We start from the raw sequence: 25,771 nt of genomic DNA on the forward strand, positions 1-25,771 counted from the left end.
TTGGAAAGGGTTGATCAAATGCGTGCATTAGTGCAGATGCTTGGGGCAGATACTGCCGTTGCATCCTGTATCGACGGTGCGCAAAAGATAATTTCACCAGCTCCGACCTATCCATTTTTGCTTGCGCTACGTGCACAGAGTAAACCGCTACTTGTAATCACTAGCTCAAGTCGTGGCGCTGAGGATTTAGCGAGCGAACTCCGAGAGTTACATCAGAACGTTCTTGAATTTCCGGCCTGGGAAACTCTGCCTCACGAGCGCTTAAGCCCGCGCAGTGACACTGTTGCCAGGAGGTTGGCGACGCTATCAACGCTTGCGAGAAAAGATTTAGAGAGCCCAATAGTTGTTGCACCGATTCGCGCAGTTATACATAGATTCATCGCCAATTTAGCAACATCGCCTCTGCAAACTTTAGAAATAGGCGGCGAAGTAGATCTAACTTCGTTGGTGGAGCATTTAACACAGTTGGCATATACCCGCACCGACTTAGTTGAAAAGCGTGGTGAGTTTGCCGTGCGCGGTGGAATCGTTGATCTCTTCTTACCGCTATCGGAACATCCGATACGCATTGACTTCTTTGGCGATGAGATCGAAGAGTTAAGTTATTTCGAGGTTTCATCGCAGAGAACCACCAGCCCAGTTGTTGGAAAGCTTTCAATTCTGCCGTGCCGCGAACTTTTGCTAAGTGAAGAAATTCGTTTTCGCGCAGAGAAGGCGAAGGATAAGTACCCGGCAGCGCTAGAAATTCTCGATCGCATGGCGCAAGGCATCATTTCCGAAGGAATGGAATCGCTAATTCCCATTCTCATCAATGAAACGGAGACAATTTTTCAAAGAATTCCAGTAGGCAGTGAAGTTGTATTCATTGATGACGAGCGAATTCGTATGCGCACCATGGATTTACTTGCCACAAATGAAGAGTTCTTTGAGGCAGCCTGGTCCCACGCCGCACTCGGCGCTGTTGCACCCTTACCCGTTACTGATGCGACCTATCTTTCATGGGATGCACTAAATGAAGAAGTAGTTCGTTGCGGTTTAAAGCAACGCGCCCTTAATCCATTTGGCACGGATTTAGATACCGAAGCCACCTTCTTAGATTTCAGCGCCATCGATCCGCTACGAGGAGATGCCGATCGCGCAGTTGCCGCAATGCAGGAAGCGGTAAGCCAAGGATTTTCAATTATCTTCTCAACTGCTGGCCAAGGAATGGCTGAACGCTATGCCGGCATCTTCCGCGATGCCGATCTGCCGGTCTTCATTACGCCAGAGCTAAAAGCAATCCCAACTAAGGCAACGATTCATATAACGCAATCATCCATTGCTCATGGATTCTCTTCCCTTGAATCGCGAATTCTATTTATGACCGAACGTGATTTAACTGGAAGTAAGGCATCGGCAAAAGATGGCGTACGTATGCCTTCAAAACGTAAACAAGCTGTTGATCCGCTAGAACTACGCGCTGGAGATTTTGTGGTGCATGAGCAACACGGCATAGGTCGTTATGTCGAGATGGTGCAGCGCACCATCAATGGTGTCACTCGCGAGTACTTAGTTATTGAATACGCACCCGCTAAACGCGGCCAACCCGGAGATCGCATCTTTGTTCCAACAGATACTTTGGAACAAGTTTCCAAATACGTTGGCGGTGAAGCACCTGCAGTGCACCGCATCGGCAGCGGCGAATGGCAGAAAGCAAAGGGTCGTGCACGCAAGGCGGTTAAACAGATCGCTGGCGAGCTAATTCGTTTATATGCCGCACGTACTTCCTCACCTGGTTATGCATTCTCTGCTGATACGCCTTGGCAGCGCGAGTTAGAAGATGCCTTCTCTTACATCGAAACGCCAGATCAACTTTCGACTATCGAAGAAGTAAAGCGCGATATGGAGAAGCCTTACCCAATGGATCGCATCATCTGCGGCGATGTTGGTTATGGAAAGACTGAGATCGCAATCCGCGCAGCTTTTAAAGCGGTGCAAGATGGTAAGCAGGTCGCTGTTCTTGTTCCAACAACTTTACTTGTGCAGCAGCACGCCAAGACTTTCGCAGAGCGATATTCAGGTTTCCCAATTCGCGTCGCCGGAATGTCACGCTTTAACACCGCTAAAGAATCGAAAGAAATCCTCGCGGAATTGGCAGCCGGTAGCGTCGATGTTGTTATCGGCACCCATCGCTTGCTTTCGCAAGATGTGATCTTTAAGGATCTGGGGCTCGTTATTGTCGATGAAGAGCAACGCTTTGGCGTTGAGCAGAAAGAATCTCTTAAGAAGATGCGCACAACTGTAGATGTTTTAGCGATGTCGGCAACGCCTATTCCGCGCACGCTTGAAATGGCGGTTACAGGTATTCGCGAGATGTCCACGATTACAACGCCACCTGAAGAGCGCCACCCAATTCTTACCTATGTTGGACCAAGTGAAGATGCGCAGATTCGCGCAGCAATTCACCGCGAACTATTACGCGATGGTCAGATCTTCTACATTCATAACCGAGTTGAATCTATCGATCGCGCAGCCGCAAAGATCCAAGAGTTAGTTCCAGAGGCGCGTATTCGCATCGCACATGGGCAGATGTCCGAAGGTTCACTTGAAGATGTAATCCTGGGATTCTGGAACCGCGACTTCGATGTACTTGTCTGCACCACGATTGTGGAAAGCGGGCTAGATATTGCAAATGCCAATACTTTAATTGTGGAGCGCGCCGAAAACTTTGGGCTCTCACAACTGCATCAATTGCGTGGTCGTGTTGGTCGCGGACGCGATCGCGCATATGCCTATTTCTTATATCCGCAAGATCAACCACTGACCGAGGTTGCGCTAGATCGCTTGAAAACAATTGCGACGAATACTGACTTAGGTGCAGGTATGCGCGTTGCACTTAAGGATCTGGAAATTCGCGGCGCCGGTAACTTACTGGGCGGTGAGCAATCAGGACACATTGCCGACGTTGGATTTGATTTATATATGCGCATGGTCGGTGAGGCAGTTAATGATTACAAGACAGGCATTATTGATAAGGAAGAAGAAAGCCACGAATGTAAAGTTGAACTTCCGGTTAACGCGCACCTGGCTGAAAGTTATGTACCAGGAGAGCGTTTACGACTTGATCTCTATCGCCGTTTAGCAGATGTTGCTAAACCTGAAGATGTGCAATCAATTCGTGAAGAGTTGCTCGATAGATTCGGCGAACTCCCTGAAGAAGCCGTAGCTTTACTTGCAGTTGCACAATTACGTGCGCTAGCTAAATCACAAGGAATCCGCGAAGTAGTAGCCACTGGAAAATTCCTACGCCTCTCACCTATTTCCTTGCCTGAATCACGTCAATTACGACTTGCACGGTTGTATCCAGGGTCTATATATAAGGGCCCAACGAATACAGCGCTGGTCACTTTGCCGAAAAACCCTGCATGGAACCCGTCTAATCCCACTGCTGAAATAGTGGATACTTCTCTCCTGACCTGGGTTACTGAGGTCGTCAACCAGCTAACGAAAGCGAGCACCACGTGAAGAAGATCCTTGTAGCCCTAACAATCGCAACAGGGTTGCTCCTTACCGGCTGCTCACAGTCCAACGAAGCAGCAACAGTTGGCGACTTTAAAATTACCCAAACTGAACTACAGAGCAGCATTGATGCAGTGATGGCAGAGCGCAAAAAAGTTGATACATCACAGATGCAGCTCGAAACTGGCGATGAGCTAAACCGCGGCCAGCTTCGCTTTAAAATTTTGATGCACACCTTTGATGAGATCGCTAAAGAGTTAGATCTTGAGATTACTTCAAGCCAAGTTGTAGCTCGTAAGCAGCAGATCTCTCAATCTCTCGGTGGCGATGCTGAACTTCCAAAGAACTTAGTTAACGCTGCGATTGCACCACAAGATTTTGATACCTATGTCCGCGCAATCCTTATCTCTGAGCGCATCACTTCAGCGCTTGCACAATCTGGCGTTGCCGAAGCCGATGTTGCAACACAACTAGGCAAACTACTTTCTGCAAAAGCGAAAGAACTCGGCGTCAAGATAAATCCACGCTACGGCTTCTGGGATACCGAAGCAGGCGATGTTGTCGCAGCTGATGTAACTGGCGGCGCCGTAACTCCATCTGCTGAATAACAGCAAAGCGAGTTAGTTTGATGGCCGGCTCAGAACTTCAACGCCTCGTTGAGGTAATGGATCGGTTGCGTTCTCCGGGCGGTTGCCCTTGGGATGCAGAACAAACCCACGAGTCACTCGTTAAATACTTACTTGAAGAGTCATACGAATTTATCGATTCTGTTGATGCAAAAGACCGCGAAGGTATGCGTGAAGAACTCGGCGATGTTTTACTACAAGTTTATTTCCACTCACGTATTGCCGAAGATCATCCAACAGATCCATTTTCAATTGAAGATGTAGCGCGCGCAATCGCAGATAAGTTGATTCGCCGCCACCCTCATGTATTTGAAGGTTTAGAAGTATCTGGCACAGACGAAATCATCGATAACTGGGAAGAGATCAAGGCAAAAGAAAAGGGCCGGACATCAGCCCTTGATGGCGTCGCACTTGCACAGCCAGCGCTGCCACTTGTTGAGAAACTTCTCTATCGCGCCGAAAAATATAAAGTTCCAGTTGCGCTAAAGAAATATGAAAGTGATCAGCCCGCGACAAATGAAAGCGTGGGCGAGGCGCTAGCTTCAATAATTGCATGGGCGCGCGATAACGAAATTGACCCAGAAAACGCGCTGCGCCTATATGGGCGCCAAATTGCCGAGCAAATTAAGGCTACTGAGTCGCGGTAGTATTGCCCTATACCGTTCAGCGCTGAGCGTGCTCATCACTAGTAATTCTTAGGAGACACCCAATGGCAATTATCGAAGCAATCGGCGCACGTGAAATTCTTGATTCTCGCGGAAACCCAACCGTTGAAGTAGAAATCGAACTCGAAGATGGCACACAGGCACGCGCTGCAGTTCCAAGCGGTGCATCAACTGGCGCATTCGAAGCATCAGAACTCCGCGATGGCGATAAGAAGCGTTACCTAGGTAAGGGCGTTCTTAAGGCAATTGACTTTGTAAATAACGAAATCGCACCTGCAATTGAAGGCTTTGACGCGCAAGATCAGCGCTTAATCGATAACGAGATGATCAAGCTTGATGGCACACCAAATAAATCACGCCTTGGTGCAAATTCAATTCTTGGCGTTTCGCTTGCCGTTGCTAAGGCATCTGCAGAATCAGCAGACCTTTCACTCTTCCGTTACGTCGGTGGACCAAATGCCCACGTTCTACCGGTTCCAATGATGAACATTCTCAACGGTGGCGCACATGCTGATACCAACGTTGATATCCAAGAATTTATGATCGCGCCAATTGGTGCCGAAACTTTCCGCGAATCACTTCGCTGGGGCGCAGAGATCTATCACGCACTTAAGTCAGTTCTAAAGAAGCGCGGACTTGCTACATCTGTTGGTGATGAAGGTGGCTTTGCTCCAAACCTCGAAAGCAATCGCGCGGCACTTGATTTGATCCTTGAAGCGATTGAAGCTGCAGGATTTAAGCCAGGTAAAGAAATCGCACTTGCGATGGACGTTGCTGCAACTGAATTCCACGACAACGGCAAGTACAAGTTCGAAGGTTCACTTCGCTCGTCAGATGAAATGATCGCTTACTACGCAGAACTAGTGGCTGCTTACCCAATCGTTTCAATCGAAGATCCACTAAACGAGGAAGATTGGGCTGGTTGGAAGTCAATGACTTCATCACTCGGTTCAAAGATCCAGATCGTTGGCGATGACCTATTCGTAACTAATCCAATCCGCCTTGCAAAGGGAATCGAAACCGATACCGCAAACGCTCTTCTAGTTAAGGTAAATCAGATCGGAACGCTTACCGAAACTCTTGATGCCGTTGATCTTGCGCACCGCGCGAATTACCGCAGCATGATGTCGCACCGTTCAGGTGAAACAGAAGATGTCACCATCGCGGACTTGGCTGTTGCAACAAACTGCGGACAGATCAAGACAGGTGCACCTTCACGCACAGAGCGCGTTGCTAAGTACAACCAACTTCTTCGCATTGAAGAAGAACTCGCAGAAGGCGCTGTTTACGCAGGCCGCACTGCCTTCCCACGTTTCAAGGGATAGTTAAGGCTTAAAGATGCGACGCGGGCGACGTAGTTACTCTTCACGTCGTCCGTCTCGCCGTCTTTCATCTAACCGCCGCAGATCACGTGGCAACGCCCGTCCACTTGCACTAATTGCAATCATCTTCGTTTTTACTCTGACTCTTGCTCCACCAATTAAGAATTACTTCACACAGCGCGCACAGATCAGCGCACTTAAATCACAAGTAGTCACAGATCGCGCTGCACTCGATGCTGCTCGCGCGGAGTTAGAACTTTGGAAAGATCCTGATTACGTTAAATCACGAGCGCGTGAACGTCTGCACTTTGTCTTGCCTGGTGAACGCCAATACATCGTCACAGGTACCAAAGACGATCCAACCCTTCCTGATACAACAAAGGTAGTTTCTCAACTCCCTGAAGGCGCACCTTGGTATACCAAGTTGATCGCCTCCGTTACTGAATCCGGTCTTTAACAATGACCGATAAGGCAACACAGAAAGATTTAGATTGCATTGAACTTCAACTAGGACGCACACCTCGCGATGTACACGCCATTGCCTACCGCTGTCCTTGCGGCAATCCAGCAGTTGTTGAAACACCTCCGCGCCTTAGCCATGGCGAACCATTCCCGACTTTCTATTACGCAACCTGCCCACGTTTAACAGGTGCGATCTCCACACTCGAATCAACTGGTTTGATGGCAGAGATGAACGAGCGCCTTGCCGTTGATGCAGAACTAGCCGGCGCATATGCCGCAGCACATGATGATTACCTAGCTGCACGAGCAGCGCTAAAAATGGATGTTCCTGAAGTCGAAGGAATCTCTGCCGGCGGAATGCCCAACCGCGTTAAATGTTTACATTCACTAGTTGCACATTCACTTTCCGCAGGGCCTGGCGTAAATCCACTCGGTGATGAAGCTCTAGCCAAGTTACCTGAATGGTGGAAGGACGAACCATGCGAGTAGCAGCCATCGATTGCGGCACCAACTCAATTCGTTTACTTATTGCAGATATTGAAGGCACCAACTTCCGAGAAGTCACACGACTTATGGAAGTTGTCCGCTTGGGACAAGGCGTTGATAAAACAGGTCAATTCCATCCAGATGCAATCGCTCGCACACTTGCTGCAGTTGATCTTTACGCTGTAGAGATTGCAAAGCGCGGTGTTGAAAAGATTCGCTTCTGCGCAACAAGCGCCACTCGCGATGCCACCAACCGCGATCTCTTTATTGAAGGCGTTTTCGAACGATTAGGAATCCGCCCAGAAGTTATCTCTGGCGATGAAGAAGCGCGCCTTTCTTTCATGGGCGCAACTAAAGATCTACCCGCAGCCGACGGCCCATTCCTTGTAGTTGATATTGGTGGCGGATCAACTGAATTCGTATTCGGCACCGAAAGCGTTGAAGCAGCAAAGAGCGTAAACATCGGTTGCGTGCGTATGTCAGAACGTCACTTCACTGGAGATCTACCTGATCCTGGCCAAGTAGCCGCAGCAACCGAAGATATTGATGAAGCGATCGCCCAGGCTGCAAAGTTAGTTCCAATCACTAAAGCCAAGACTCTTATCGCAGTAGCCGGCACCGCAACAACCGTTGCTGCCGCAGCCTTAGATCTGCCTGAATATGACAGATATGCAATTCATCTTTCACATATTCCTGCTGAGAAAGTGCACCAAGTTTCACAAACGCTTATCAAGATGACTCGCACTCAACGTGAATCTCTTGGTTACATGCACCCAGGCCGGGTCGACGTTATCTCTGCGGGTTCTCTCGTTCTCTCACGAATCATGCGCGCAACAGGTGCAGCTGAATTTGTTGCTTCTGAATCTGACATCCTCGATGGAATGGCTTGGTCGCTTGTATAAATCGCTCGACCTGCTGGATTCAGCAATTGTTAAATGTAAGAAATGTCCTCGCCTAGTTCAATGGCGCGAAGAAGTCGCCGTTGTAAAACGTAAAGCTTATGAAAACGAGAAGTATTGGGGAAAGCCGGTCCCTGGTTTCGGTCCTTCTAATGCGCAAATAGTCATCCTTGGTCTTGCACCAGGTGCACACGGCGCTAACCGCACAGGGCGCGTATTCTCTGGTGATTCATCTGGCGATTGGCTTTACAAATCTCTTCACAAAAATGGTTTAGCAAAGATCGCAACAAGTAAAAGTAAAGATGACGGCCAACAGTTAATAAATACCCGCATTCTTTGCGCGGTTCGCTGTGCGCCACCAGATAACAAGCCAACCACCGAAGAGAAAAACACTTGTGCACCTTTCTACAAAGATGAAATCGCACTTCTGATGCCAACCGCGAGATCCTTCTTAGCTCTTGGCAATCTTGCTTGGACGACACTTCTTGCAACTCTCCAAGAACTTGGATGCGAGATTCCAAAGCCGAAACCTAAGTTTGGTCACGGTGTAACGGAAACATTTATTGGCCCAGATGGAATCAAGCGAACCATCATCGGCAGTTACCATCCCAGCCAACAGAACACTTTTACAGGGAAATTGACCGAGAAGATGTTGGATTCGGTTATTAAAAAGGCAAGTAGACTCTGACCTTCGCATGGCCCCGATAGCCCAATGGCAGAGGCAGAGGACTTAAAATCCTCCAAGTGTGGGTTCGACCCCCACTCGGGGCACCATCTGTGCGCAGATTCTTACAATGGTTTTCAAGTACTTCTGCCAATCCCCTCCAATTGCGAGTGGGGGTTGGCATCTGATTTTGAATGGCTAATATTCAGGAATGTTCCTGAGAAAAATTGTCGTTCCAAGCGTGACTGCGCTGATGGTTGCAATTGGATTAACTCCATCCGCACTAGCTGGTGAACCATCCGGAGCTGCAAATGTTGGGCTGACTCAATTTCAGATAAAGAGCGATTTTGCACTGCTTTTTTCTGAGGCAAATGCTTCAGGTTTTTACAAACCTGTATTTAGCGGATTTATTGATTACAAAACTTCAATTGACTACACAGCAGTACTTCCCAATTGTTCTGCTGATCTAACTAATCCTTGTGTAAAGTCATTTGAAGCTTCTATAGACGGCGGTAAAACTTGGGTCTCGTCGACATCTTCTAAAACTTATGCCGCAAAAGTATTTGATCAATCGAAGTATCCTGCCGGATCATTTATAAACCAGACGAAGAACTGGACTGGAGATGAAAAAACTTTACTCCCCTCGGGAGCCGATTCAAGCGTCTTTACTTTTCCTAAAGCGCCACATTTTGGTGGAGCTGAATATCTCTTGCAGCCAATCCTTGAAGGCGTGAGCACGACTCAAAGTGCTAACGCGAAGGCATGGAGATTATCTCTATCCATAATTCCAGTAAAAACTTATCCTGCTCCAAATCCAAATAATTGTAGCGTTTGGCTCACAACATGCTTTGACTCATTCAATTTCAAGAGCGATGTAACTTTCCGAGTTGTGCTAGATCTTAAGTATCTTGCCTCGACTTTTAGTGGATGGTTTCAGAGCAGAATTCGAAATAGTGAGATACAGCAACTGACTCCCACGGAGTACTCATTTGTTGGCTCTTCAATGTCAGTAAGTTCGGTTCTAGCGGAGTTTAATCAACCATATTCTGATGCGCTGATTAATGCTTATCCAAATCTAAAGCCTGGATCAGCCCAAAATCAATTTTCATCCAAACTTTACTCAGTTTTTAGCAATTCAAATACGGCTATAAACAACTGGATCAGTTTAGAAAAAGCGATCCCAACACAAGCAAAATGGGAATCATCAATCTGGAGCGCCGTCTCTTACTCAACAGGATCTCGTGCAGATATCTACTCTCAGATGAATGGATGCCTGCAATTCAGTAAAGGCATTTTAGGTCAGGTGAGCACCAATGCGACGGTCTATTCAATTTCTGCGCCACTGTGGGATGCAGCTACAGATTCACTTTCATTCACGGTTGCAGCACCAAGTTTTGATTCTGATGGTGACAAGAAAAAAGGCGTCTACGATCTTGTTTTAAGAGAAGATATTGCCAAATGTCTTTGGGGTAAAGATCTCGCAAAAACCAGTGCCAAAATCGAAATCTTGAATTCTGATGGAACTTCACAAGTAGCAACAACCACATTTCAGATCTTGAATGGTTATGTTTATTTCCGTGCAGCAGGTTTTCACTTCTCGGTTCCAAAAATTAAGGTTTCAGTTGTCGACGCTATGCCGATGCCTAGCCCTACCGCTAAAGTCTTAACTCCAGTTTCAAAAAAGTCGATCACTTGCGCAAAAGGTAAGGCGACCAAGAAGGTGACTGGCACCAACCCCAAGTGTCCGTCTGGCTACAAAAAGGTCGCCTAGCGTCTCCTGTTGCTCAGCAAGCTCCGCTCGCACGCTCAATTTGAGCGCGGCCTACCCTTTGAAATGAATTTCTCAGGAAAGTGGTTTTAAATAGTCCTACCTACCTCGCCCCGAAGGGGGCGGGATTTCCTAGAAAGGGAAATTAGTGCGCAGTTCAAATCCAGTTCTAACTCGTTCGAACCGTGGTTTTGCTCAAATGGATCCAACTCGTTTGAGTAACGATTCTCTCGAAGCAACATACGCAGCACCAGCAGCATCATCACTTCGTACCGGTCGTATGACAATGGACGATGTCGTAATGCGCACCGCAACTTTGTTTGCAGTGTTGGTTGCAGTCGGTGCATTTGCATGGGGCGCTAACAGCCCAGGGCTTGCACTTGTTGGCTTCCTCGGTGGTTTTGTTCTTGCAATGGTTAACACTTTTTCCAAGAAAGTTCGTGTACCTCTAATCGTTGCCTATGCAGCAGCGCAAGGACTTGCACTCGGAACAATCAGCCGTATCTACAACGAAGCTTATTCAGGCATCGTTGGCCAAGCAGTCATCGGAACACTTTGTGCATTCGGTGGAATCTTGGTTGCATACCGCAGCGGAAAGATCCGCGTAACTCCTAAGTTCACACGCATCATGGTTGGTGCGTTGATGGGTTACTTAGTGTTCTCACTAATCACAATCTTTACAGGACGTCCAGGTGGAGCAACTGGTCTGCTCGTAGCAGTAGCAGCTGTTGCACTTGCAACATTCTTCCTAGTTCTTGATTTCGATCAGATTGAAAAATCAATTGCTGCAGGCGCTCCTCAAGAAGAGTCATGGCGCATGGCATTTGGCTTGATGGTCACAATCGTTTGGTTGTACCTAGAAGTATTGAGACTGCTCTCAATTCTTCGTAATAGTGACTAAATAAATAGATTAACTAGATTGCCCGAGATGCGAAGCCCGCGTCTCGGGCAATTTTGTTGCCGCAAATAGTGCGATAAACATTAGTCCTGCGCTAACTGCAAATGCAGGGCGAAATCCGTAATGGTCTGCGATAAAGCCAAGTGCGATAGGTGCAACCATGGCACCGGCATCACCGGACATCTGGAAGAGTGCGATTACTTGTCCGCCTTTGCCCTTCATTACATCGCCGACGATTGCCGCGGTTGAAGATAAGAAAATAGAGCCGAATGCACCAATAACCATTGAAAGCAAGAACATCCAAGGTTGAACAGTTCCGACGAGAACAACCACTGAAATAGCGAGTAGCGATGTGCCCATAATTGCAGAGAACTTTCGACCTCTGGAATCCGAAAGTCCACCAGCTTTAATTAGTAGTAAACCTTGGATTACAGATGAGATTGTGAAACCAAGTCCGAGGTATCCGGCCGTTGATTTCATCTCTTCAACCATAAATAGCGGCAAGATCGAGCGGCTCATACCGAATAGCACTGATGCGCTGCAGAAAGAGATGGTTAGCGCAATTAGGTAAGGCTTGCTGGAAAGTGCTTCACGAATAGAAGTCTTCTCTTGAACGCTCTTCTCTGTTGGACGTGCAGCAAGTACTGAATTACGAAGCAGGAAGCCACCGGCAACGCTAGAAACGATGAGCAGTACGCCATAAACGAGTAGCGGTGCGCGAAGTGAGAAGGCGGTTAAGAATCCACCGATAACCGGACCTGCCATCATTCCAACAAGAAAACTTGAGTTATAGAGAGATTGTGCGCGGGCACGTCTTGAATCATCTGTTGCACGCAACATGATTGAACCAGCAGCAACTGAGAACATTGATGAACCAAGGCCACCGGCTGCTCGAAAACTCAACAGCTGTTCGTAATTTTGAGCGAATGCCGCAGCAAATGAAGAGATAGCCACAAAGCCAATTCCTGTTGTGTAAACAATTCTTTCACCGAATTTATCAACTAACTTTCCTGCAAATAGCCCACTGGCGAATCGAGCAAATGCGAAAGAAGAGATAATCAAGCCCACTTGAGCGTTATTGACGCCAAATGACTTTGCAAAGAGTGGAATTGTTGGCGCGATAATCCCAAATCCAACTGCCACGAAGAAAGAAGAAAAGACCAGAACGCTGACTTCTCTCGGAAATTCCGCAAAGGGATTAGAACGTTTGAATCGGGCCGAAAGGTTCAAATGTTTTTACCGTATGCCTTTCAGGCGTAGCGAGAGTGTTTCAAAGTTGGGGTTGATTGCGCTAAGTTTACTCTGTGAAATCTGTTATCGCTGAAGACTTAGTTAAAACTTATCGCAATGGGGCAGTTCGTGCCTTAGATCACCTGTCACTTGATGTTGAAGAAGGCACTGTGTTGAGCGTGCTTGGTCCAAACGGCGCAGGAAAGACAACATGTGTGCGCATTCTTGCAACGCTGTTACGACCTGATTCAGGTCGTGCGATGGTCGGTGGTATCGATGTAATCAAGCATCCTGAAAAAGTGCGCGAAGTAATTGGTTTATCAGGTCAATATGCAGCCGTAGATGAGATTTTAACTGGCTGGGATAACTTAGTTATGTTCGGTCAGCTCTATCACTTGGGTAAGAAAGCATCAGTTGCTCGCGCTGAAGAGTTGCTAGAGCGATTTTCACTTACTGAAAGTGCAAAGCGCCCAATCAAAACCTATTCCGGTGGAATGCGTCGTCGCCTCGACCTAGCGGCATCCCTAATCGTTAAGCCAAAGGTTCTCTTCCTAGATGAGCCAACTACGGGCCTTGATCCGCGTGGTCGTCAGGAAATGTGGAGCGTTATTGAAGAGCTAGTTAAAGGTGGAGTTACATTGCTTTTGACTACTCAATATCTAGAAGAAGCAGATCAACTTGCAGATGAAATCGCAGTTATCGATCACGGCAAAGTAATCGCGCGCGGTACATCAGATGTATTAAAGAAGCAGGTTGGCGGCGAACGCCTTGAGATCGTTGTCGAAAGCCAAAACATCGCAAAGACCATGGAAGTTGTAGCCAATATCAGCGGCAACAAAGCAACTCTCGATGAAGGTCTGCGCATGATTTCTGCCCCAGTATCAACTGGTGCAACAGCGCTAATCGAAACACTTCGTTCGCTAGATATTGCTGGTATTCATCCGCTCGATGTCAGCCTAAAGCGCCCATCGCTTGATGATGTCTTCCTTTCACTTACCGGACATGCTGCCGAGGAGAAGAAAGAAGAAGAAGTTGAAACCAAGGGACGCAGAAAGAAGGCAAAGAAATGAGCGCTGTAACTGACACGCTAATCATTACGCAACGTCAATTGCGTTTGCTCACTCGCGTTCCAGAAGTTTTAATCTTCTCAACTATTCAGCCGGTGATGTTTGTACTTCTCTTCCGCTATGTATTCGGCGGTTCAATTGATACAGGTCAACCTGGGGGATATGTACAACTTTTGATGCCAGGTATCTTCGTGCAGACCGTGGCATTTACCTTGGCGGGAACCGCATCCGGCCTTGCTGAAGATATGAAGAAGGGTTTGATCGATCGCTTTAGGTCGCTACCTATCTCACAATCTGCGCTTGTTATCGGCCGCACACTTGGAGATTCACTACTAAACATCGTGGTTCTCGCAGTTATGGGTATCGCGGGTTACTTAGTTGGATGGCGTCCATCATCTGGTGCGTTAAACGTCGCCGTTGGTTTCTTATTCCTACTCTTCTTTGGTTACGCACTTTCTTGGGTGGGTATCTATGTTGGTCTTTCGGCATCTGATGCGCGTGTTGTGCAGAACGTCAGCTTCCTTGTGACATTCCCGCTTACCTTCTTATCAAATGCATTTGCGCCAACAACCGGAATGCCGCGTGCGCTGCAGTACTTTGCGGAGTGGAACCCAGTCTCAACGATGGTTGCGGCTTGTCGCGAGCTCTTCGGCCTTGAAAACCAGTTCGGTGCAACCGCTGGCTCATTCCCAAGCGAGAACCCGCTGCTAACTTCATTTATCTACATGATCATCATCATGGCGATATTTATTCCTATAAGCGTAAGAAAATATAAGCGCGCTGCTGATTAAGAACTGATCTAGATAGTTAGTGAGATTCGCGGGAGATATGTTCTCCGCTAGAACCAACTAAGAAATCAAGATCACAACCTGTATCAGCCTGCATTACATGGTCGATATATAACTTCTGCCATCCACGTGCAGATTTAGCGAAACCATCAACTGTTGCGGTATTTGGCTTACGCGCAGCAAGGTCAGCATCGGAAATATCTATATTTAGCGTGCGAGCTTCAACATCGAGTTCAATGAAGTCACCTGTCTGCACAAGTCCGAGCGGTCCACCTGCTGCAGCTTCTGGTGCAACATGTAGAACAACAGTTCCGTAGGCAGTACCGCTCATGCGACCATCACAGATACGCACCATGTCACGTACGCCTTTATCGAGCATCTTCTGTGGCATCGGCATATTGGAAACTTCTGGCATTCCGGGATAACCCTTAGGTCCGCATCCGCGCAGAATCAAAACTGAATTTTCATCAACATCAAGATTTGGATCGTTGATACGCGCTTTGAAATCTTCAATGCTGTCGAAGACCATCGCTTTACCGCGGTGCTTTAACAAGTTGGCACTTGCTGCAGCTGGCTTAATAACTGCGCCAAGTGGAGCAAGATTTCCGCGCAGAACGGCAATTCCAGCACTTGGCTGCAATGGTTCTTTGCGAGAGCGGATCACATCTGTGTCATAAATTTCAGCTTCTGATAAGCCTTTAACCAAAGGAGTTCCGAGCACTGTTAGCGCCTTTGGATCAAGTAGATCTTCAAGTTCCTTAAACACTGCGCGTAAACCACCAGCGCGATGGAAATCTTCCATCAAGTACTTGCCGGCAGGTTGGAGATTAACTAGTAGCGGAACACGAGAACCCGTGCGATCGAAATCATCGAGCGTTAGATCAATACCTAAGCGGCCAGCAATCGCGAGCAAGTGCACAACCGCATTAGTAGATCCACCGATACCAGCAAGGGCCACGATGGCATTTAAGAATGAACCTTTAACCATGATGTCACTTGGCTTTAAACCTTCATGCACCATCTCAACGATGCGGCGACCAGACTCTTGTGAGTACTGAAGCAAGCGGCTATCCGGTGCTGGCGTGCCTGCGATTCCTGGAATAACCATGCCAAGTGCTTCAGCCATGATTCCCATAGTTGATGCAGTTCCCATGGTGTTGCAATGTCCACGGCTACGGATCATCGCGGATTCTGAATCTAAGAACTTTGCTTCGCTAAGTTTCTTAGCGCGCACTTCTTCGCTCAATCTAAATACATCTGTGCCGCAGCCAAGTGGTGTTCCTTGGAAAGTTCCGGTCAACATCGGCCCACCAGGAACAACTAGCGCTGGAATATCAACTGAAGATGCCGCCATCAACAAAGATGGAATCGTCTTATCGCAACCGCCGAGAAGAACAACGCCATCAATCGGATTAGCGCGGATCAATTCTTCTGTTGCCATTGCCGCCATATTGCGCCACAACATTGCTGTAGGGCGAACCAGAGTTTCACCCAATGAAACAGCTGGCATATTTAGCGGAACGCCGCCGGCTTCCCAGATTCCGTTCTTTACATACTCCATCACTTCATTTAAGTGAGAGTTGCAGGGAGTTAAATCTGATGCGGTATTTGCAATCGCGATATGTGGACGGCCATCAAAGGCATCTTTCGGCAAACCCCGGCGCATCCATGCGCGGTGAATGAATCCATCACGGTCTTTGCCGCCATACCAATGGGCGCTGCGCATCTTTGCTAACTCCTTTAATTCGCACCGCTATCGGTGCTGATATCGGTTTGAGTATAGTGACGGCATGAAGGCCCTGACTATAACTTCGCCAAATAATTCCATTGTCGAAGATGTTCCAGAGCCAGTAGCAGGGGATAACCAAGTCGTTGTCGATGTAACGCGAGTTGGAATCTGTGGCACCGATCAAGAGTTCTTCACCGGTGAAATGGTTTATCTCCACAGCAATCAAGCAAAATATCCAGTTCGCATCGGCCACGAATGGTGCGGTGTTGTTTCTGAAATTGGCAAAGGTGTAAATCCCAAGTGGCTTGGTCAACGCGTCACCGGTGACACGATGCTTGGATGCGGAACTTGTTACCGCTGCACATCAGGTCGCCAACATGTTTGCGATGATCGTTTTGAAATTGGAGTTCGCAACGGATGGCCCGGTGCTTGCGCTGAAAAACTTCTAGTTCCAGAACGCGCGCTACACGCACTTCCAGATTCAATTGATGATGCCGTTGGCGCGCTTATCGAACCTGCCGGCAACTCACTGCGCGCAGTTGAAGCAGCACTTGCTGGACCTGGCAAAGAAATATTGATTTACGGAACCGGCACCATCGGACTTCTCTGCGCGCAACTTGCACAGGCCGCAGGTGCCAACGTGCACTTAGTCGGTCGCAACGAACGCACGATAAAACTTGCACATGAAATCGGAATCAAAAACGCCGGAACTGAGTTAGTAAAACCAAGAACTGGCTTTGACGGAATCATTGATGCAACTAATCACAAATCTATTCCGCACGAGATAGTGCTGGCTGTTGAGCCAGGCGGGCGCGTTGTTTACATCGGTATCTCAGGAGAGCCAAGCCTGATCGATTCACGTGATCTCGCGCTTAAAGATGTAACCGCAGTCGGAATCTTGTCGGCATCTCCCGGTCTAAAAGGTGCCATTGAAATCTTTGCGCGCGGTGAAGTAGATCCTCGCCCGCTAATTGCAGCAACAATTTCACTAAATGAAGTACATGATGTATTTATGGGTAAGCGTCCTGCAGGTGCCGGCGATGGCCCAAAGATCCATATCGATCCCCGGATGAAGTAAGGAATAGAAATGACCAGCACTTCATCAGTTGAATTCAACGGCCAAGTAGTCGTTATCTCAGGAGCAGCAACCGGCATTGGCAAAGCTAGCGCACAGTTAATTGCAGCTCGTGGTGCCACCGTGATCGCACTTGATTTCAATGCCGCAGCGCTGACTGATCTTTCAAAAGAGCTTTCACTTGCTACAAACCAAAGTCACATCTGCGATATTTCTAGCCAAGACCAGATAGATAAAGCGATCTCAGCAATCTTGAAAGACCACGGCAAAATCGATGCGCTTATCAACACCGCTGGAATCGTTGGTCCATCGAACACAACAGTCGAAAATGTTAATTGGCCAGACTTTGAAAAAGTTTTGCAAGTAAATCTATACGGAGCAATCTGGCTTACTCAAGCTGTTATTCCTTCGATGAAAGAGAAGCAGTATGGCCGCATCGTTCACTTGGCATCTATCGCAGGCAAAGAAGGCAACCCAGGACTCTCTCCTTACAACACTTCAAAAGCCGGAATGATCGGTTTTGTTAAAGGCGTTGCAAAAGAAGTTGCACCACATGGTGTTGTAATCAACGCGCTTGCTCCTGCAGTCATCAGCACGCCAATGAATTCAAATACCAGCGAAGAAACCTTGAAATACATGATAAGCCGAATCCCGATGGGCCGTGTCGGTCAGCCTGAAGAAGTCGCCGAGATCGTTGCCTTCATGGCATCTAAGGCGTGCTCATTTACAACAGGATTTACCTTCGATGCCTCTGGCGGTCGCGCTACTTACTAGTCAAAAAAGAAAAGTATCGTTTTCCCTAGATCTTCACGCGAATGTAGTTAGTATCGATACATGAAACGTATTCTTTTGGTTTTGGCCCTTGGGCTTTCAACATTGACTGCAATTCAACCAGCTCAAGCTGCTGAATTGTGTGCTGCGTTAAATGTTGGGTTAGTTGCTGATGACAATTTGACTGTAACGATGAAGTCAATAGAAATAACCGAAAAAACTGGCTCAAATTTATTAAAAATCTCGTACAACCAATTGAATGCGACAACTGATAAGAAACTAGATGAAGGTTCATTCAAGTTATTTTTCGCTGATGGAACCTCTGAACCGCAATATGGAGGATTTAACTACTTTTTCCCATCGGATACACGCGATCGTACATACACATGGGAATTCTTGAAAACCAAGGAACCACTTGTTATTGGATACAACTCAGGATTTTTCTCAGCAAAATATGACACTTCAAAATTGAACTGGGTTCTACCTGGAAAACCCTGCAACCTTGCTCCAACAGCACCCGCTGTCGATTGGACAGGTAAACAGCGCTATACAAGCGAACTAGATTATAAATTGTGCGTTGGTGGTGCTGAAATTTCAGGCACTAAGTCAAACTGCGGAATAGATCCGGCAGTAGTAAAAGCAGAGGCCAAAGCGAAAGCCGAGATCGATAAGTTGCTGGCAGACGTGATCGCGATCCAGGAAAAATTTAAGGGAACAAAAGCCTCGACGATAACGTGCTTGAAAGGCAAAGTTGCCAAGAAAGTTACTGCGGTTAAACCAAAGTGCCCTGCCGGCTATAAAAAGAAGTAATTAATAAGCAGTTGCGGCTTTAATCTCGACTTTGATCTCTTTGCCGTTTGGCGCGGTGTAAGAAACTGTGTCACCGATCTTTGCGCCCATAACGGCTGCACCAAGCGGAGATTTCTCGCTATAAACGCTTAGGTCGCCAGATGCGATTTCACGTGAACCAAGTAAGAATTTCTCTTCATCGCCAGCAATGATTGCGGTGATAACCATGCCGGGACCAACGGTGCCATCTTCAGAAGCTGGTGGAGTTCCGATGTGTGCGTTCTCGAGCATCTGCTTGAGTTGGCGAATACGCGCTTCCATCTTGCCTTGTTCATCGCGCGCAGCGTGATAGCCGCCGTTCTCCTTTAGATCTCCTTCTGCGCGAGCAGCCTCAATCTTTGCGGTGACTTCTTTACGGCCAACGTTCTCGAGGTTTTCGAGTTCGGCGCGTAAGCGATCAGCGGCTTCTTGGGTAAGCCAAGTTTGTGGGGTACTCATAAGGGGCAACGGTATACGAAGTAATTATTCGGCGCGACAACGGGCGATGCTGGCAGTGAACGGCGCTGAGCGTGTGGGAATAGCAGTTACTTGCTGGCTAAAGCGCTCACCTGCAGGGATAGTGTCATCAATTTGGCCAACAACGCTTTTATCTTGATCTAAAGCTTTTAGCGTGCAGATAACTACTTGATCTGAATCTGTGCGATTTATTGAATAGCGAAGAGAAATCTCTTTTTCACCTGTTACTTCAAATGAAATTAATTGGCTACTTATTGATGGATTTGCATGATGAAGTCCTGCCCAGAAAATCCACAGAAGTCCTACGATAGAAATCGCAAAGGCATATGCAATCCAACGATTTCCGCCGGCTTTGCCATAGCGATCTTCGTAGGAAAACTCCTGCGCTTCTTTCATGAGTTGATTATGGCATGATTAGGGTATGCGAGAAACTGTAGATCAAGGCTGGCCCGGATCACTTACCGTTTTATTTCTCTGTATCTCCGTTGCCTTTTTGCTGCGTAGTTTCTACAAGCGTTACATGCGTATGAACGCCCGCAAAGATGAAAATCCAACCGATAATTAAAAAGTTTTTTCAAGGCGCTGCGGTTATTTCGCTAGCGCTAATTTTTATAGCCCTAGGTAATTGGCAGTTAGATCGCTCAGTAATTGTTAGAGAGTTAAATGCCGCAGCCAAAGTCATTGACCCAAAGATCTATTCAATAGGTGAATTAGCAAAGCCTTCGGTAACCCTTGATTCAAGAAATGTAAACAAGAGCGTTGCGGTATCTGGGTTTTATGTTGCTAACTTCAAAGCGCCTGTACAGAGAGATATTGATGGCCAGGTAAGTGATTGGGAAGTTGCTTTGTTGCAGGTGGATGGTTCTGACCCACTATCTGGAATATTGGTAGTTCGCGGGCTCTGGGCAGATCGTTTAAATAACCCAGAAGTTGCTATGTCGACGAGGGTTGAAATTGTTGGCGCTCTGCAGCCGCATCAAAACGATGATCGCGCAGAAAATGTACCTGGGGTTATCTCAAGGTTAGACAGCAGCGTAATTGTTGGCCTTACCGATCTTGAACTATATGACGGATTCGTTGTCGCAAAATCTGAAAAGACTGGCGCTGGTGATTTGATTCGCGATCGCGTGGTTGCCGCACCTCCTGTTTCCAAAGTAGCCGGCTATTACTGGCAACATATTTCCTATGTAGCGATCTGGTGGCTAATGGCCGCAATCGTTCTTTACCTTCCCTTCTATCGCCGTAGTATTAAGCCATGAGCGGTGCGGTAAAGAGATTTCGAGTAATGGCGTTAATCGCCGGAGTAATGTCCCTGCTTCTCTGGTTTGTTGATCTGCCAGTGGCATACCTGCTTGATAATGAAGACTGGAAAGCCAAAGTCGCTTGGATTCCCTTTGTTCACGGCTGGGTCTATGCCGTTTACCTTTTAGCGGCGATCCAATTTTCTGTAAAAGCGCGCTGGGAGTTGCGCCGCGTTATCTGGCTGGCCCTAGCTGGCACTTTGCCAATTGCTTCATTTATTGCAGAGCGCAAAATTGTTAAGACCTATTCGTAACGCAATCAAATCTGCGCTCTATCCACTTTATGAGTGGCGGATTGTTAAAGATCTAGATTTCTCAAAGACCCCGCGCCACGTTGGAGTAATCCTCGATGGCAACCGCCGTTTTGCGAAAGAGAATCCAAGTCCTGTCGATCCCAAGGGCCATCGCCGTGGGGCGAGCAAGATCGTGGAATTTCTCGGCTGGTGCGATGAAGCCCAAGTAGAAGTTGTAACGCTCTGGCTGTTATCAACTGAAAACTTTAAACGCACCCCTGAAGAACTCGATGGCTTACTTAAGATTATTGGCGATACCGTTGATGAACTATGTGCAACGGGTAAGTGGAATATCAAGGCCGTAGGGGCGTTAGACCTATTGCCGCCTTGGCTTAGCGAGAAGCTCGCAAACCTGCCTCCGGTTATCGATGGTGGAGTCGAAGTAAACGTTGCGATTGGCTACGGCGGCCGGCGCGAAATTGTGGATGCCGTTAAGGGATATCTGCAGGGCAAGAGCGCAACTGGCGCAACGCTAGAAAGCGCAGCCAACGAGCTAAGCGCTGATGAGATCTCAAAGTTTTTATATACCGCCGGCCAACCCGACCCAGAACTTTTAATCCGCACATCAGGTGAACAACGACTTGGCGGATTCTTGTTATGGCAGAGCGCGTTATCAGAGTTCTATTTCTGCGAAGCCTATTGGCCTGATTTCCGCCGCGTTGATTTTTTACGTGCTCTTCGTGCATATTCACAGCGCCACCGTCGTTTAGGGGCGTAGTTAAGTTTCTAATTTAATCAAGCGTTAATAAATCGCTATGGCGTGTCGCACCTGAAAGACCTCTCCTGCGTTCTATCTTTTTCTAGTCAGAAGCAAGTCCCATCGGATACAACTAAAGAGAATGTGAGAGCTGGCCATTGGCTACTCCAGTATCTTCAAGTAAGAAAAAGAATTTAATAAAGACTTACGTCATAGATACCAGCGTTCTCCTGGCAGATCCGAACGCGCTCTCGAAATTTGAAGAGCATGAAGTCATCATCCCAATCGCAGTAATTGGCGAGTTAGAGACCAAACGCGATCATCCTGAACTTGGATACTTTGCCCGCGCCGCACTTCGCACCCTTGATGATTTACGCGTTTCACACGGCCGCCTCGATCAACCACTAGTGATTACCCCAGAAGGCGGCACGCTTTCAGTTGAGTTAAACCACACCGATTTGAGCACCTTGCCTCACGGCTTCTTGCGCGATGGCACAAATGATTCGCGCATCCTGGCGATCGCCAAGAATTTAATGTCTGATGGAAAACAAGTTGTTCTCGTTACTAAAGATTTGCCGCTTCGCGTTAAAGCATCTTCAGTTGGCGTTGAAGCGCAAGAGTATTTAGCCGAACTAGTTTCCAATAGCGGCTGGACCGGAATCGAAGAAGTCGATTGCGGTCACAACGTTATCGATGAGCTCTATGCTTCAGATCGCGCAGACCATGAAGCCGCACATCAATTACCAGTGCATACCGGAATCGTTTTACATTCTGAAAAAGGTAGCGCCCTGGCCCGAGTCACCGCCGATAAGCGCCTGCAGTTGGTGCGCGGTGATCGCAACGCCTTTGGTCTTCACGGTCGCTCCGCCGAACAACGGATTGCACTCGACCTTTTATTAGATCCCGATATCGGAATCGTCTCTCTTGGTGGTCGCGCCGGAACCGGAAAGTCGGCGCTCGCACTTTGCGCCGGCCTTGAAGCGGTTATGGAAAAGCGCCTCCATAAAAAGGTAATCATCTTCCGTCCGCTCTATCCGGTTGGCGGCCAAGAGCTCGGCTACCTGCCGGGCAGCGAAGGCGAAAAGATGTCGCCGTGGGCCCAAGCGGTCTTCGATACTTTGGGCGCTCTGGTTTCAGAAGCCGTAATCGAAGAAGTGATGGCGCGCGGCCTAATCGAAGTTCTGCCGCTGACCCATATCCGTGGACGTTCGCTCCACGACTCATTCGTGATTGTTGACGAAGCCCAGTCGCTCGAACGCGGCGTCTTGCTCACCGTCCTGTCCCGAATCGGCCAATCCTCACGAGTTGTGCTGACCCACGACGTCGCCCAGCGCGACAACCTGCGCGTTGGTCGCCATGATGGCGTCGTCGCGGTCGTGGAAACCCTCAAAGGCCACCCGCTCTTTGCCCACGTGACCCTGACCCGAAGCGAGCGCTCGCCGATCGCCGCGTTGGTGACCGAGATGCTCGAAGGACCCATCAGTTAGCACCCCTTTTTAAATCTCACAGTCACAATTCGGACATTACGGACTTCGCCCTAACTGAGCAGGACTTTTGCTCGTCCACAGCCAGCGACTTTCCTGAGAATTTACGCCACACGCAGGCTTTAATTTGCGACATCTCACCCCACTTGCCACCCTTAACTCATTCCCCGCAGGTCATCAACCTATTTTTAGGTCGATGCGCCACGGGCCAAGGAAGTAAACGAGAGCAGAGAAGGAGGCAACGATGGCAAGAAAGAAGTCGAGTACGTATTCACTTACGCGCTCCAACCGCTTTAAGTCGCGCGCCCTTTGGACTCTGGTTGCCACCTTCATTCTGACGACCGCGGCCCAACCAACGGCTAACGGTCTCGACTTCCCAACGACGACAAGTCTGGCCTTGCCGACTTCGGCGAAGTTGATGAAATCAGTTAACTTTAATAACGAGGTCGATCTTTCAGAAGGCGCCGCTCTTTACACCCAGCTCGATGAGAAGGCCGATCTCTTTGCTTCGCAGATGGCGCTCGCCGCCGCAGTGAGCCAGCAAGTTGAAGCCGCTCGCACAATCATTGGTGCCAAGAAGGTTGCCAAGGCGATCGCGCTGACTGAATATGCCTGGGGCGAAGATCAGTACCTCTGCCTAAACCGTCTTTGGACTAAAGAGAGCCACTGGAATTACAAGGCTCGCAACAGGGTCTCTGGCGCACATGGAATTCCGCAGGCTCTGCCGGCATCGCGTATGGATGTTGTTTCAACCGATTGGCGCACCAACCCCGTAACGCAAATTCGTTGGGGACTTCGCTATATCGAGGCGCGCTATGACAACCCATGTAAAGCATGGGCTAAGTTCAAGCGCAGCAATTACTACTAAAAACTAAGAATTAAACTTCTGATCTCTTGCCGATAGATAACGGCTTCGAAGTCTCCGCGAAAAAGTCATTGCCCTTATCGTCTACAACGATAAATGCTGGGAAGTCCACGACATCTATTTTGTAGACCGCTTCCATCCCTAAATCTTCGAAATCCAAGACTTCAACTTTCTTGATGCAATCTTGAGCAAGACGCGCAGCGGGTCCGCCGATTGAACCTAAGTAAAAACCACCGTGTGATTTACATGCATCGGTTACAGCCTTTGAACGATTTCCTTTAGCGAGCATTACAAATGATCCGCCGGCTGCCTGGAATTGTTCAACGTATGAATCCATACGACCTGCAGTTGTCGGACCAAAAGAACCAGATGCAAACCCTGTTGGAGTCTTGGCAGGGCCTGCGTAGTAAACGGCGTAATCCTTCATGTATTGCGGCAAGCCTTTGCCGGCATCAAGGCCCTCTTTAATGCGCGCGTGTGCCAAGTCGCGCGCAACAACAATGGTGCCGGTTAGCGAAACGCGAGTCTTAACTGGGTGCTTAGAAAGTTCGGCGCGTACTGCAGCCATTGGTTGATTTAAATCAATCTTTACAACGTTATCGTCCAAGTGAGAATCAGTTGTCTCAGGCAAGAAATGCGCTGGATCGCGTTCTAACTCTTCAAGGAAGATGCCATCTTTGGTGATCTTCGCCTTTGCCTGGCGATCAGCCGAACAAGAAACAGCGATAGCAATCGGCAGAGATGCCCCGTGACGCGGCAAGCGAATAACGCGAACATCGTGGCAGAAGTACTTGCCGCCGAACTGCGCGCCGATTCCCAAGGTGCGAGTTAGTTCTAGAACCTCTTTTTCAAGTTCAATATCGCGGAAACCATGGCCGGTTGCGGCATCTCCTGATGTTGGAAGTGAATCTAAATACTTAGTACTGGCGAGCTTTGCAGTCTTAACTGTGTGCTCGGCACTTGTTCCGCCGATGACAATTGCCAAGTGATACGGAGGGCATGCTGCAGTACCGATAGAACGGAGCTTTTCATCGAGCCAGGTCATAAATGACTTGGGATTTAGAACCGCTTTAGTCTCTTGATACAGGAATGATTTATTAGCGCTACCGCCGCCTTTAGCGATAAACATAAAGTTGTATTCATCTTGGTGATCTGAGTCAGCAAAGATTTCGATCTGTGCCGGCAAGTTATTGCCAGTGTTCTTCTCATCCCAAGTAGTCACGGGAGCCATCTGCGAATAACGCAGATTTAACTTTGTGTAGGCATCGTAAATTCCTTGCGAGATCGCAACTTCATCTTTAGCGGTAGTCAATACATATTGACCCTTCTTACCCATCACAAGTGCAGTACCGGTGTCTTGGCACATTGGCAGAATTCCGCCGGCTGAAATGTTGGCGTTCTTCAATAGATCCAGCGCCACAAAGCGATCGTTAGGTGAGGCTTCAGGGTCTTTCAAAATGTTTGCTAACTGCTGCAAGTGTTCTGCGCGCAGGTAATGCGAGATATCGTGGATCGCAGTTTCGGTAAGTAAAGTCAAAGCCTCTGGCGCAACTTGCAAGAATTCGCGATCGCCGAGCTTGATGACGCTTACGCCATCTTTTCCAATATTGCGGTACTTAGTTTTATCTTCGCCAATTGGCAGCAAATCAGAGTATGAAAATTGTGGAGCCATTATTGCGCCGGCTTCTTTGCGGCATCTAACTTCTTCTTAGCTCCGTCCAACCATTCTTGGCAGATCTTGGCTAACTCTTCGCCGCGCTCCCAGAGCTTTAACGATTCTTCTAAAGTGGCGCTGCCATCTTCAAGTGATTCAACGATTTCAGCGAGCTCATCTCGAGCTTCTTCATATGAAGGTTTTCCATCTTTAGCGGCCATGGG

The 25,771-nt window shown here is 48.2% G+C and carries 27 protein-coding genes and 1 tRNA gene; 22 read left to right on the plus strand and 6 right to left on the minus strand.

What is annotated here, in order from left to right; all coding sequences use genetic code 11:
• Window positions 1–18 precede the first annotated feature (18 nt).
• The 11 genes from mfd to A1sIIB60_RS00755 all read left to right on the plus strand — a co-directional run bounded on the left by mfd (window position 19) and on the right by A1sIIB60_RS00755 (window position 11,291).
• The gene (gene mfd / locus A1sIIB60_RS00705; protein WP_095688810.1) at window positions 19–3,504 is read left to right on the plus strand and encodes a transcription-repair coupling factor; all 3,486 of its coding nucleotides are present in this window, start codon (window positions 19–21) and stop codon (window positions 3,502–3,504) included.
• Complete coding sequence (locus A1sIIB60_RS00710; protein ID WP_095688811.1) at window positions 3,501–4,106, plus strand: putative periplasmic lipoprotein; 606 nt, start codon at window positions 3,501–3,503, stop codon at window positions 4,104–4,106. Before mfd ends, A1sIIB60_RS00710 begins: the two co-directional genes overlap by 4 nt.
• A gap of 20 nt (window positions 4,107–4,126) precedes the next feature.
• On the plus strand, window positions 4,127–4,771 hold the full coding sequence (locus tag A1sIIB60_RS00715; protein WP_095670611.1) for a nucleoside triphosphate pyrophosphohydrolase: 645 nt from the start codon (window positions 4,127–4,129) through the stop codon (window positions 4,769–4,771).
• A 62-nt stretch (window positions 4,772–4,833) separates the two neighbouring features.
• On the plus strand, window positions 4,834–6,114 hold the full coding sequence (eno, locus tag A1sIIB60_RS00720) for a phosphopyruvate hydratase (RefSeq protein WP_095688812.1): 1,281 nt from the start codon (window positions 4,834–4,836) through the stop codon (window positions 6,112–6,114).
• A gap of 13 nt (window positions 6,115–6,127) precedes the next feature.
• Window positions 6,128–6,568, plus strand: a complete 441-nt coding sequence (locus A1sIIB60_RS00725; RefSeq protein WP_095688813.1) for an FtsB family cell division protein — start codon at window positions 6,128–6,130, stop codon at window positions 6,566–6,568.
• Window positions 6,569–6,570: 2 nt separating this feature from the next.
• Window positions 6,571–7,062, plus strand: a complete 492-nt coding sequence (locus A1sIIB60_RS00730) for a DUF501 domain-containing protein (RefSeq protein ID WP_095670614.1) — start codon at window positions 6,571–6,573, stop codon at window positions 7,060–7,062.
• The gene (locus tag A1sIIB60_RS00735; RefSeq protein ID WP_095688814.1) at window positions 7,053–7,961 is read left to right on the plus strand and encodes a Ppx/GppA phosphatase family protein; all 909 of its coding nucleotides are present in this window, start codon (window positions 7,053–7,055) and stop codon (window positions 7,959–7,961) included. Before A1sIIB60_RS00730 ends, A1sIIB60_RS00735 begins: the two co-directional genes overlap by 10 nt.
• Window positions 7,936–8,646 (plus strand): uracil-DNA glycosylase, encoded by a 711-nt coding sequence (locus tag A1sIIB60_RS00740; protein WP_095688815.1) that lies wholly within the window; start codon window positions 7,936–7,938, stop codon window positions 8,644–8,646. Before A1sIIB60_RS00735 ends, A1sIIB60_RS00740 begins: the two co-directional genes overlap by 26 nt.
• Before the next feature lie 10 nt (window positions 8,647–8,656).
• Window positions 8,657–8,732: transfer RNA gene (locus A1sIIB60_RS00745), tRNA-Leu, on the plus strand.
• 101 nt (window positions 8,733–8,833) lie between these two features.
• Window positions 8,834–10,393: a hypothetical protein gene (locus A1sIIB60_RS00750; RefSeq protein WP_095688816.1), complete on the plus strand. Its 1,560-nt coding sequence runs from the start codon at window positions 8,834–8,836 to the stop codon at window positions 10,391–10,393.
• A 145-nt stretch (window positions 10,394–10,538) separates the two neighbouring features.
• Window positions 10,539–11,291, plus strand: coding sequence for a Bax inhibitor-1/YccA family protein (locus tag A1sIIB60_RS00755; RefSeq protein ID WP_223298695.1), 753 nt, complete (start codon window positions 10,539–10,541; stop codon window positions 11,289–11,291).
• A gap of 9 nt (window positions 11,292–11,300) precedes the next feature.
• Here A1sIIB60_RS00755 and A1sIIB60_RS00760 read toward each other — a convergent pair whose 3' ends face one another.
• Window positions 11,301–12,518, minus strand: a complete 1,218-nt coding sequence (locus tag A1sIIB60_RS00760) for an MFS transporter (RefSeq protein ID WP_095688817.1) — start codon at window positions 12,516–12,518, stop codon at window positions 11,301–11,303.
• Window positions 12,519–12,592: 74 nt separating this feature from the next.
• On the opposite strand from A1sIIB60_RS00760, the gene A1sIIB60_RS00765 reads away from it, so the two are divergent.
• Both A1sIIB60_RS00765 and A1sIIB60_RS00770 read left to right on the plus strand, forming a co-directional pair.
• A complete protein-coding gene (locus A1sIIB60_RS00765; protein WP_095688818.1) occupies window positions 12,593–13,588 on the plus strand; it encodes an ATP-binding cassette domain-containing protein in 996 nt (331 codons plus the stop codon).
• Entirely contained in the window at window positions 13,585–14,376 is a 792-nt protein-coding gene (locus A1sIIB60_RS00770) for an ABC transporter permease (protein WP_095677009.1), read from the plus strand. The genes A1sIIB60_RS00765 and A1sIIB60_RS00770 overlap by 4 nt, the downstream gene beginning before the upstream one ends.
• Before the next feature lie 16 nt (window positions 14,377–14,392).
• Here A1sIIB60_RS00770 and A1sIIB60_RS00775 read toward each other — a convergent pair whose 3' ends face one another.
• Complete coding sequence (locus tag A1sIIB60_RS00775) at window positions 14,393–16,099, minus strand: IlvD/Edd family dehydratase (RefSeq protein WP_095688819.1); 1,707 nt, start codon at window positions 16,097–16,099, stop codon at window positions 14,393–14,395.
• 64 nt (window positions 16,100–16,163) lie between these two features.
• Between A1sIIB60_RS00775 and A1sIIB60_RS00780 the strand changes: the two genes are divergently transcribed.
• Genes A1sIIB60_RS00780 through A1sIIB60_RS00790 form a run of 3 tightly spaced genes read left to right on the plus strand, consistent with a single transcriptional unit; the run spans window position 16,164 to window position 18,758 of the window.
• A complete protein-coding gene (locus A1sIIB60_RS00780; RefSeq protein WP_095688820.1) occupies window positions 16,164–17,180 on the plus strand; it encodes a zinc-dependent alcohol dehydrogenase in 1,017 nt (338 codons plus the stop codon).
• A gap of 9 nt (window positions 17,181–17,189) precedes the next feature.
• The gene (locus A1sIIB60_RS00785) at window positions 17,190–17,951 is read left to right on the plus strand and encodes an SDR family NAD(P)-dependent oxidoreductase (RefSeq protein ID WP_095688821.1); all 762 of its coding nucleotides are present in this window, start codon (window positions 17,190–17,192) and stop codon (window positions 17,949–17,951) included.
• A 60-nt stretch (window positions 17,952–18,011) separates the two neighbouring features.
• Complete coding sequence (locus A1sIIB60_RS00790; protein WP_095688822.1) at window positions 18,012–18,758, plus strand: hypothetical protein; 747 nt, start codon at window positions 18,012–18,014, stop codon at window positions 18,756–18,758.
• On the opposite strand, the gene greA is transcribed toward A1sIIB60_RS00790, so the two are convergent.
• Both greA and A1sIIB60_RS00800 read right to left on the minus strand, forming a co-directional pair.
• Window positions 18,759–19,235 carry a transcription elongation factor GreA gene (gene greA, locus A1sIIB60_RS00795; RefSeq protein ID WP_095677013.1) on the minus strand — a complete coding sequence of 159 codons (477 nt, stop codon included), beginning with the start codon at window positions 19,233–19,235 and terminating at the stop codon, window positions 18,759–18,761. It abuts the gene before it with no gap.
• A gap of 24 nt (window positions 19,236–19,259) precedes the next feature.
• Window positions 19,260–19,649: a DUF4307 domain-containing protein gene (locus A1sIIB60_RS00800; RefSeq protein ID WP_095688823.1), complete on the minus strand. Its 390-nt coding sequence runs from the start codon at window positions 19,647–19,649 to the stop codon at window positions 19,260–19,262.
• A 25-nt stretch (window positions 19,650–19,674) separates the two neighbouring features.
• Here A1sIIB60_RS00800 and A1sIIB60_RS07245 point away from each other — a divergent pair, with 25 nt between their 5' ends.
• The 6 genes from A1sIIB60_RS07245 to A1sIIB60_RS00825 all read left to right on the plus strand — a co-directional run bounded on the left by A1sIIB60_RS07245 (window position 19,675) and on the right by A1sIIB60_RS00825 (window position 23,896).
• Window positions 19,675–19,818 carry a hypothetical protein gene (locus A1sIIB60_RS07245; protein ID WP_190276896.1) on the plus strand — a complete coding sequence of 48 codons (144 nt, stop codon included), beginning with the start codon at window positions 19,675–19,677 and terminating at the stop codon, window positions 19,816–19,818.
• Window positions 19,796–20,512 carry an SURF1 family cytochrome oxidase biogenesis protein gene (locus tag A1sIIB60_RS00805; RefSeq protein ID WP_095688824.1) on the plus strand — a complete coding sequence of 239 codons (717 nt, stop codon included), beginning with the start codon at window positions 19,796–19,798 and terminating at the stop codon, window positions 20,510–20,512. Before A1sIIB60_RS07245 ends, A1sIIB60_RS00805 begins: the two co-directional genes overlap by 23 nt.
• Window positions 20,509–20,808: a DUF3817 domain-containing protein gene (locus A1sIIB60_RS00810; RefSeq protein ID WP_095689605.1), complete on the plus strand. Its 300-nt coding sequence runs from the start codon at window positions 20,509–20,511 to the stop codon at window positions 20,806–20,808. The genes A1sIIB60_RS00805 and A1sIIB60_RS00810 overlap by 4 nt, the downstream gene beginning before the upstream one ends.
• Window positions 20,789–21,565 (plus strand): polyprenyl diphosphate synthase, encoded by a 777-nt coding sequence (gene uppS, locus A1sIIB60_RS00815; protein WP_095688825.1) that lies wholly within the window; start codon window positions 20,789–20,791, stop codon window positions 21,563–21,565. The genes A1sIIB60_RS00810 and uppS overlap by 20 nt, the downstream gene beginning before the upstream one ends.
• A 137-nt stretch (window positions 21,566–21,702) precedes the next feature.
• Window positions 21,703–23,031, plus strand: a complete 1,329-nt coding sequence (locus A1sIIB60_RS00820; protein WP_095670630.1) for a PhoH family protein — start codon at window positions 21,703–21,705, stop codon at window positions 23,029–23,031.
• 241 nt (window positions 23,032–23,272) lie between these two features.
• Complete coding sequence (locus tag A1sIIB60_RS00825) at window positions 23,273–23,896, plus strand: aggregation-promoting factor C-terminal-like domain-containing protein (protein WP_095688826.1); 624 nt, start codon at window positions 23,273–23,275, stop codon at window positions 23,894–23,896.
• Window positions 23,897–23,906: 10 nt separating this feature from the next.
• Here A1sIIB60_RS00825 and A1sIIB60_RS00830 read toward each other — a convergent pair whose 3' ends face one another.
• Both A1sIIB60_RS00830 and A1sIIB60_RS00835 read right to left on the minus strand, forming a co-directional pair.
• On the minus strand, window positions 23,907–25,565 hold the full coding sequence (locus A1sIIB60_RS00830) for a fumarate hydratase (RefSeq protein ID WP_095688827.1): 1,659 nt from the start codon (window positions 25,563–25,565) through the stop codon (window positions 23,907–23,909).
• Window positions 25,565–25,768, minus strand: a complete 204-nt coding sequence (locus A1sIIB60_RS00835) for an exodeoxyribonuclease VII small subunit (RefSeq protein WP_095670633.1) — start codon at window positions 25,766–25,768, stop codon at window positions 25,565–25,567. The genes A1sIIB60_RS00830 and A1sIIB60_RS00835 overlap by 1 nt, the downstream gene beginning before the upstream one ends.
• Window positions 25,769–25,771: the final 3 nt, after the last annotated feature.

This window comes from Candidatus Planktophila lacus (genome assembly GCF_002288385.1).
Lineage (GTDB): Bacteria > Actinomycetota > Actinomycetes > Nanopelagicales > Nanopelagicaceae > Planktophila > Planktophila lacus_D.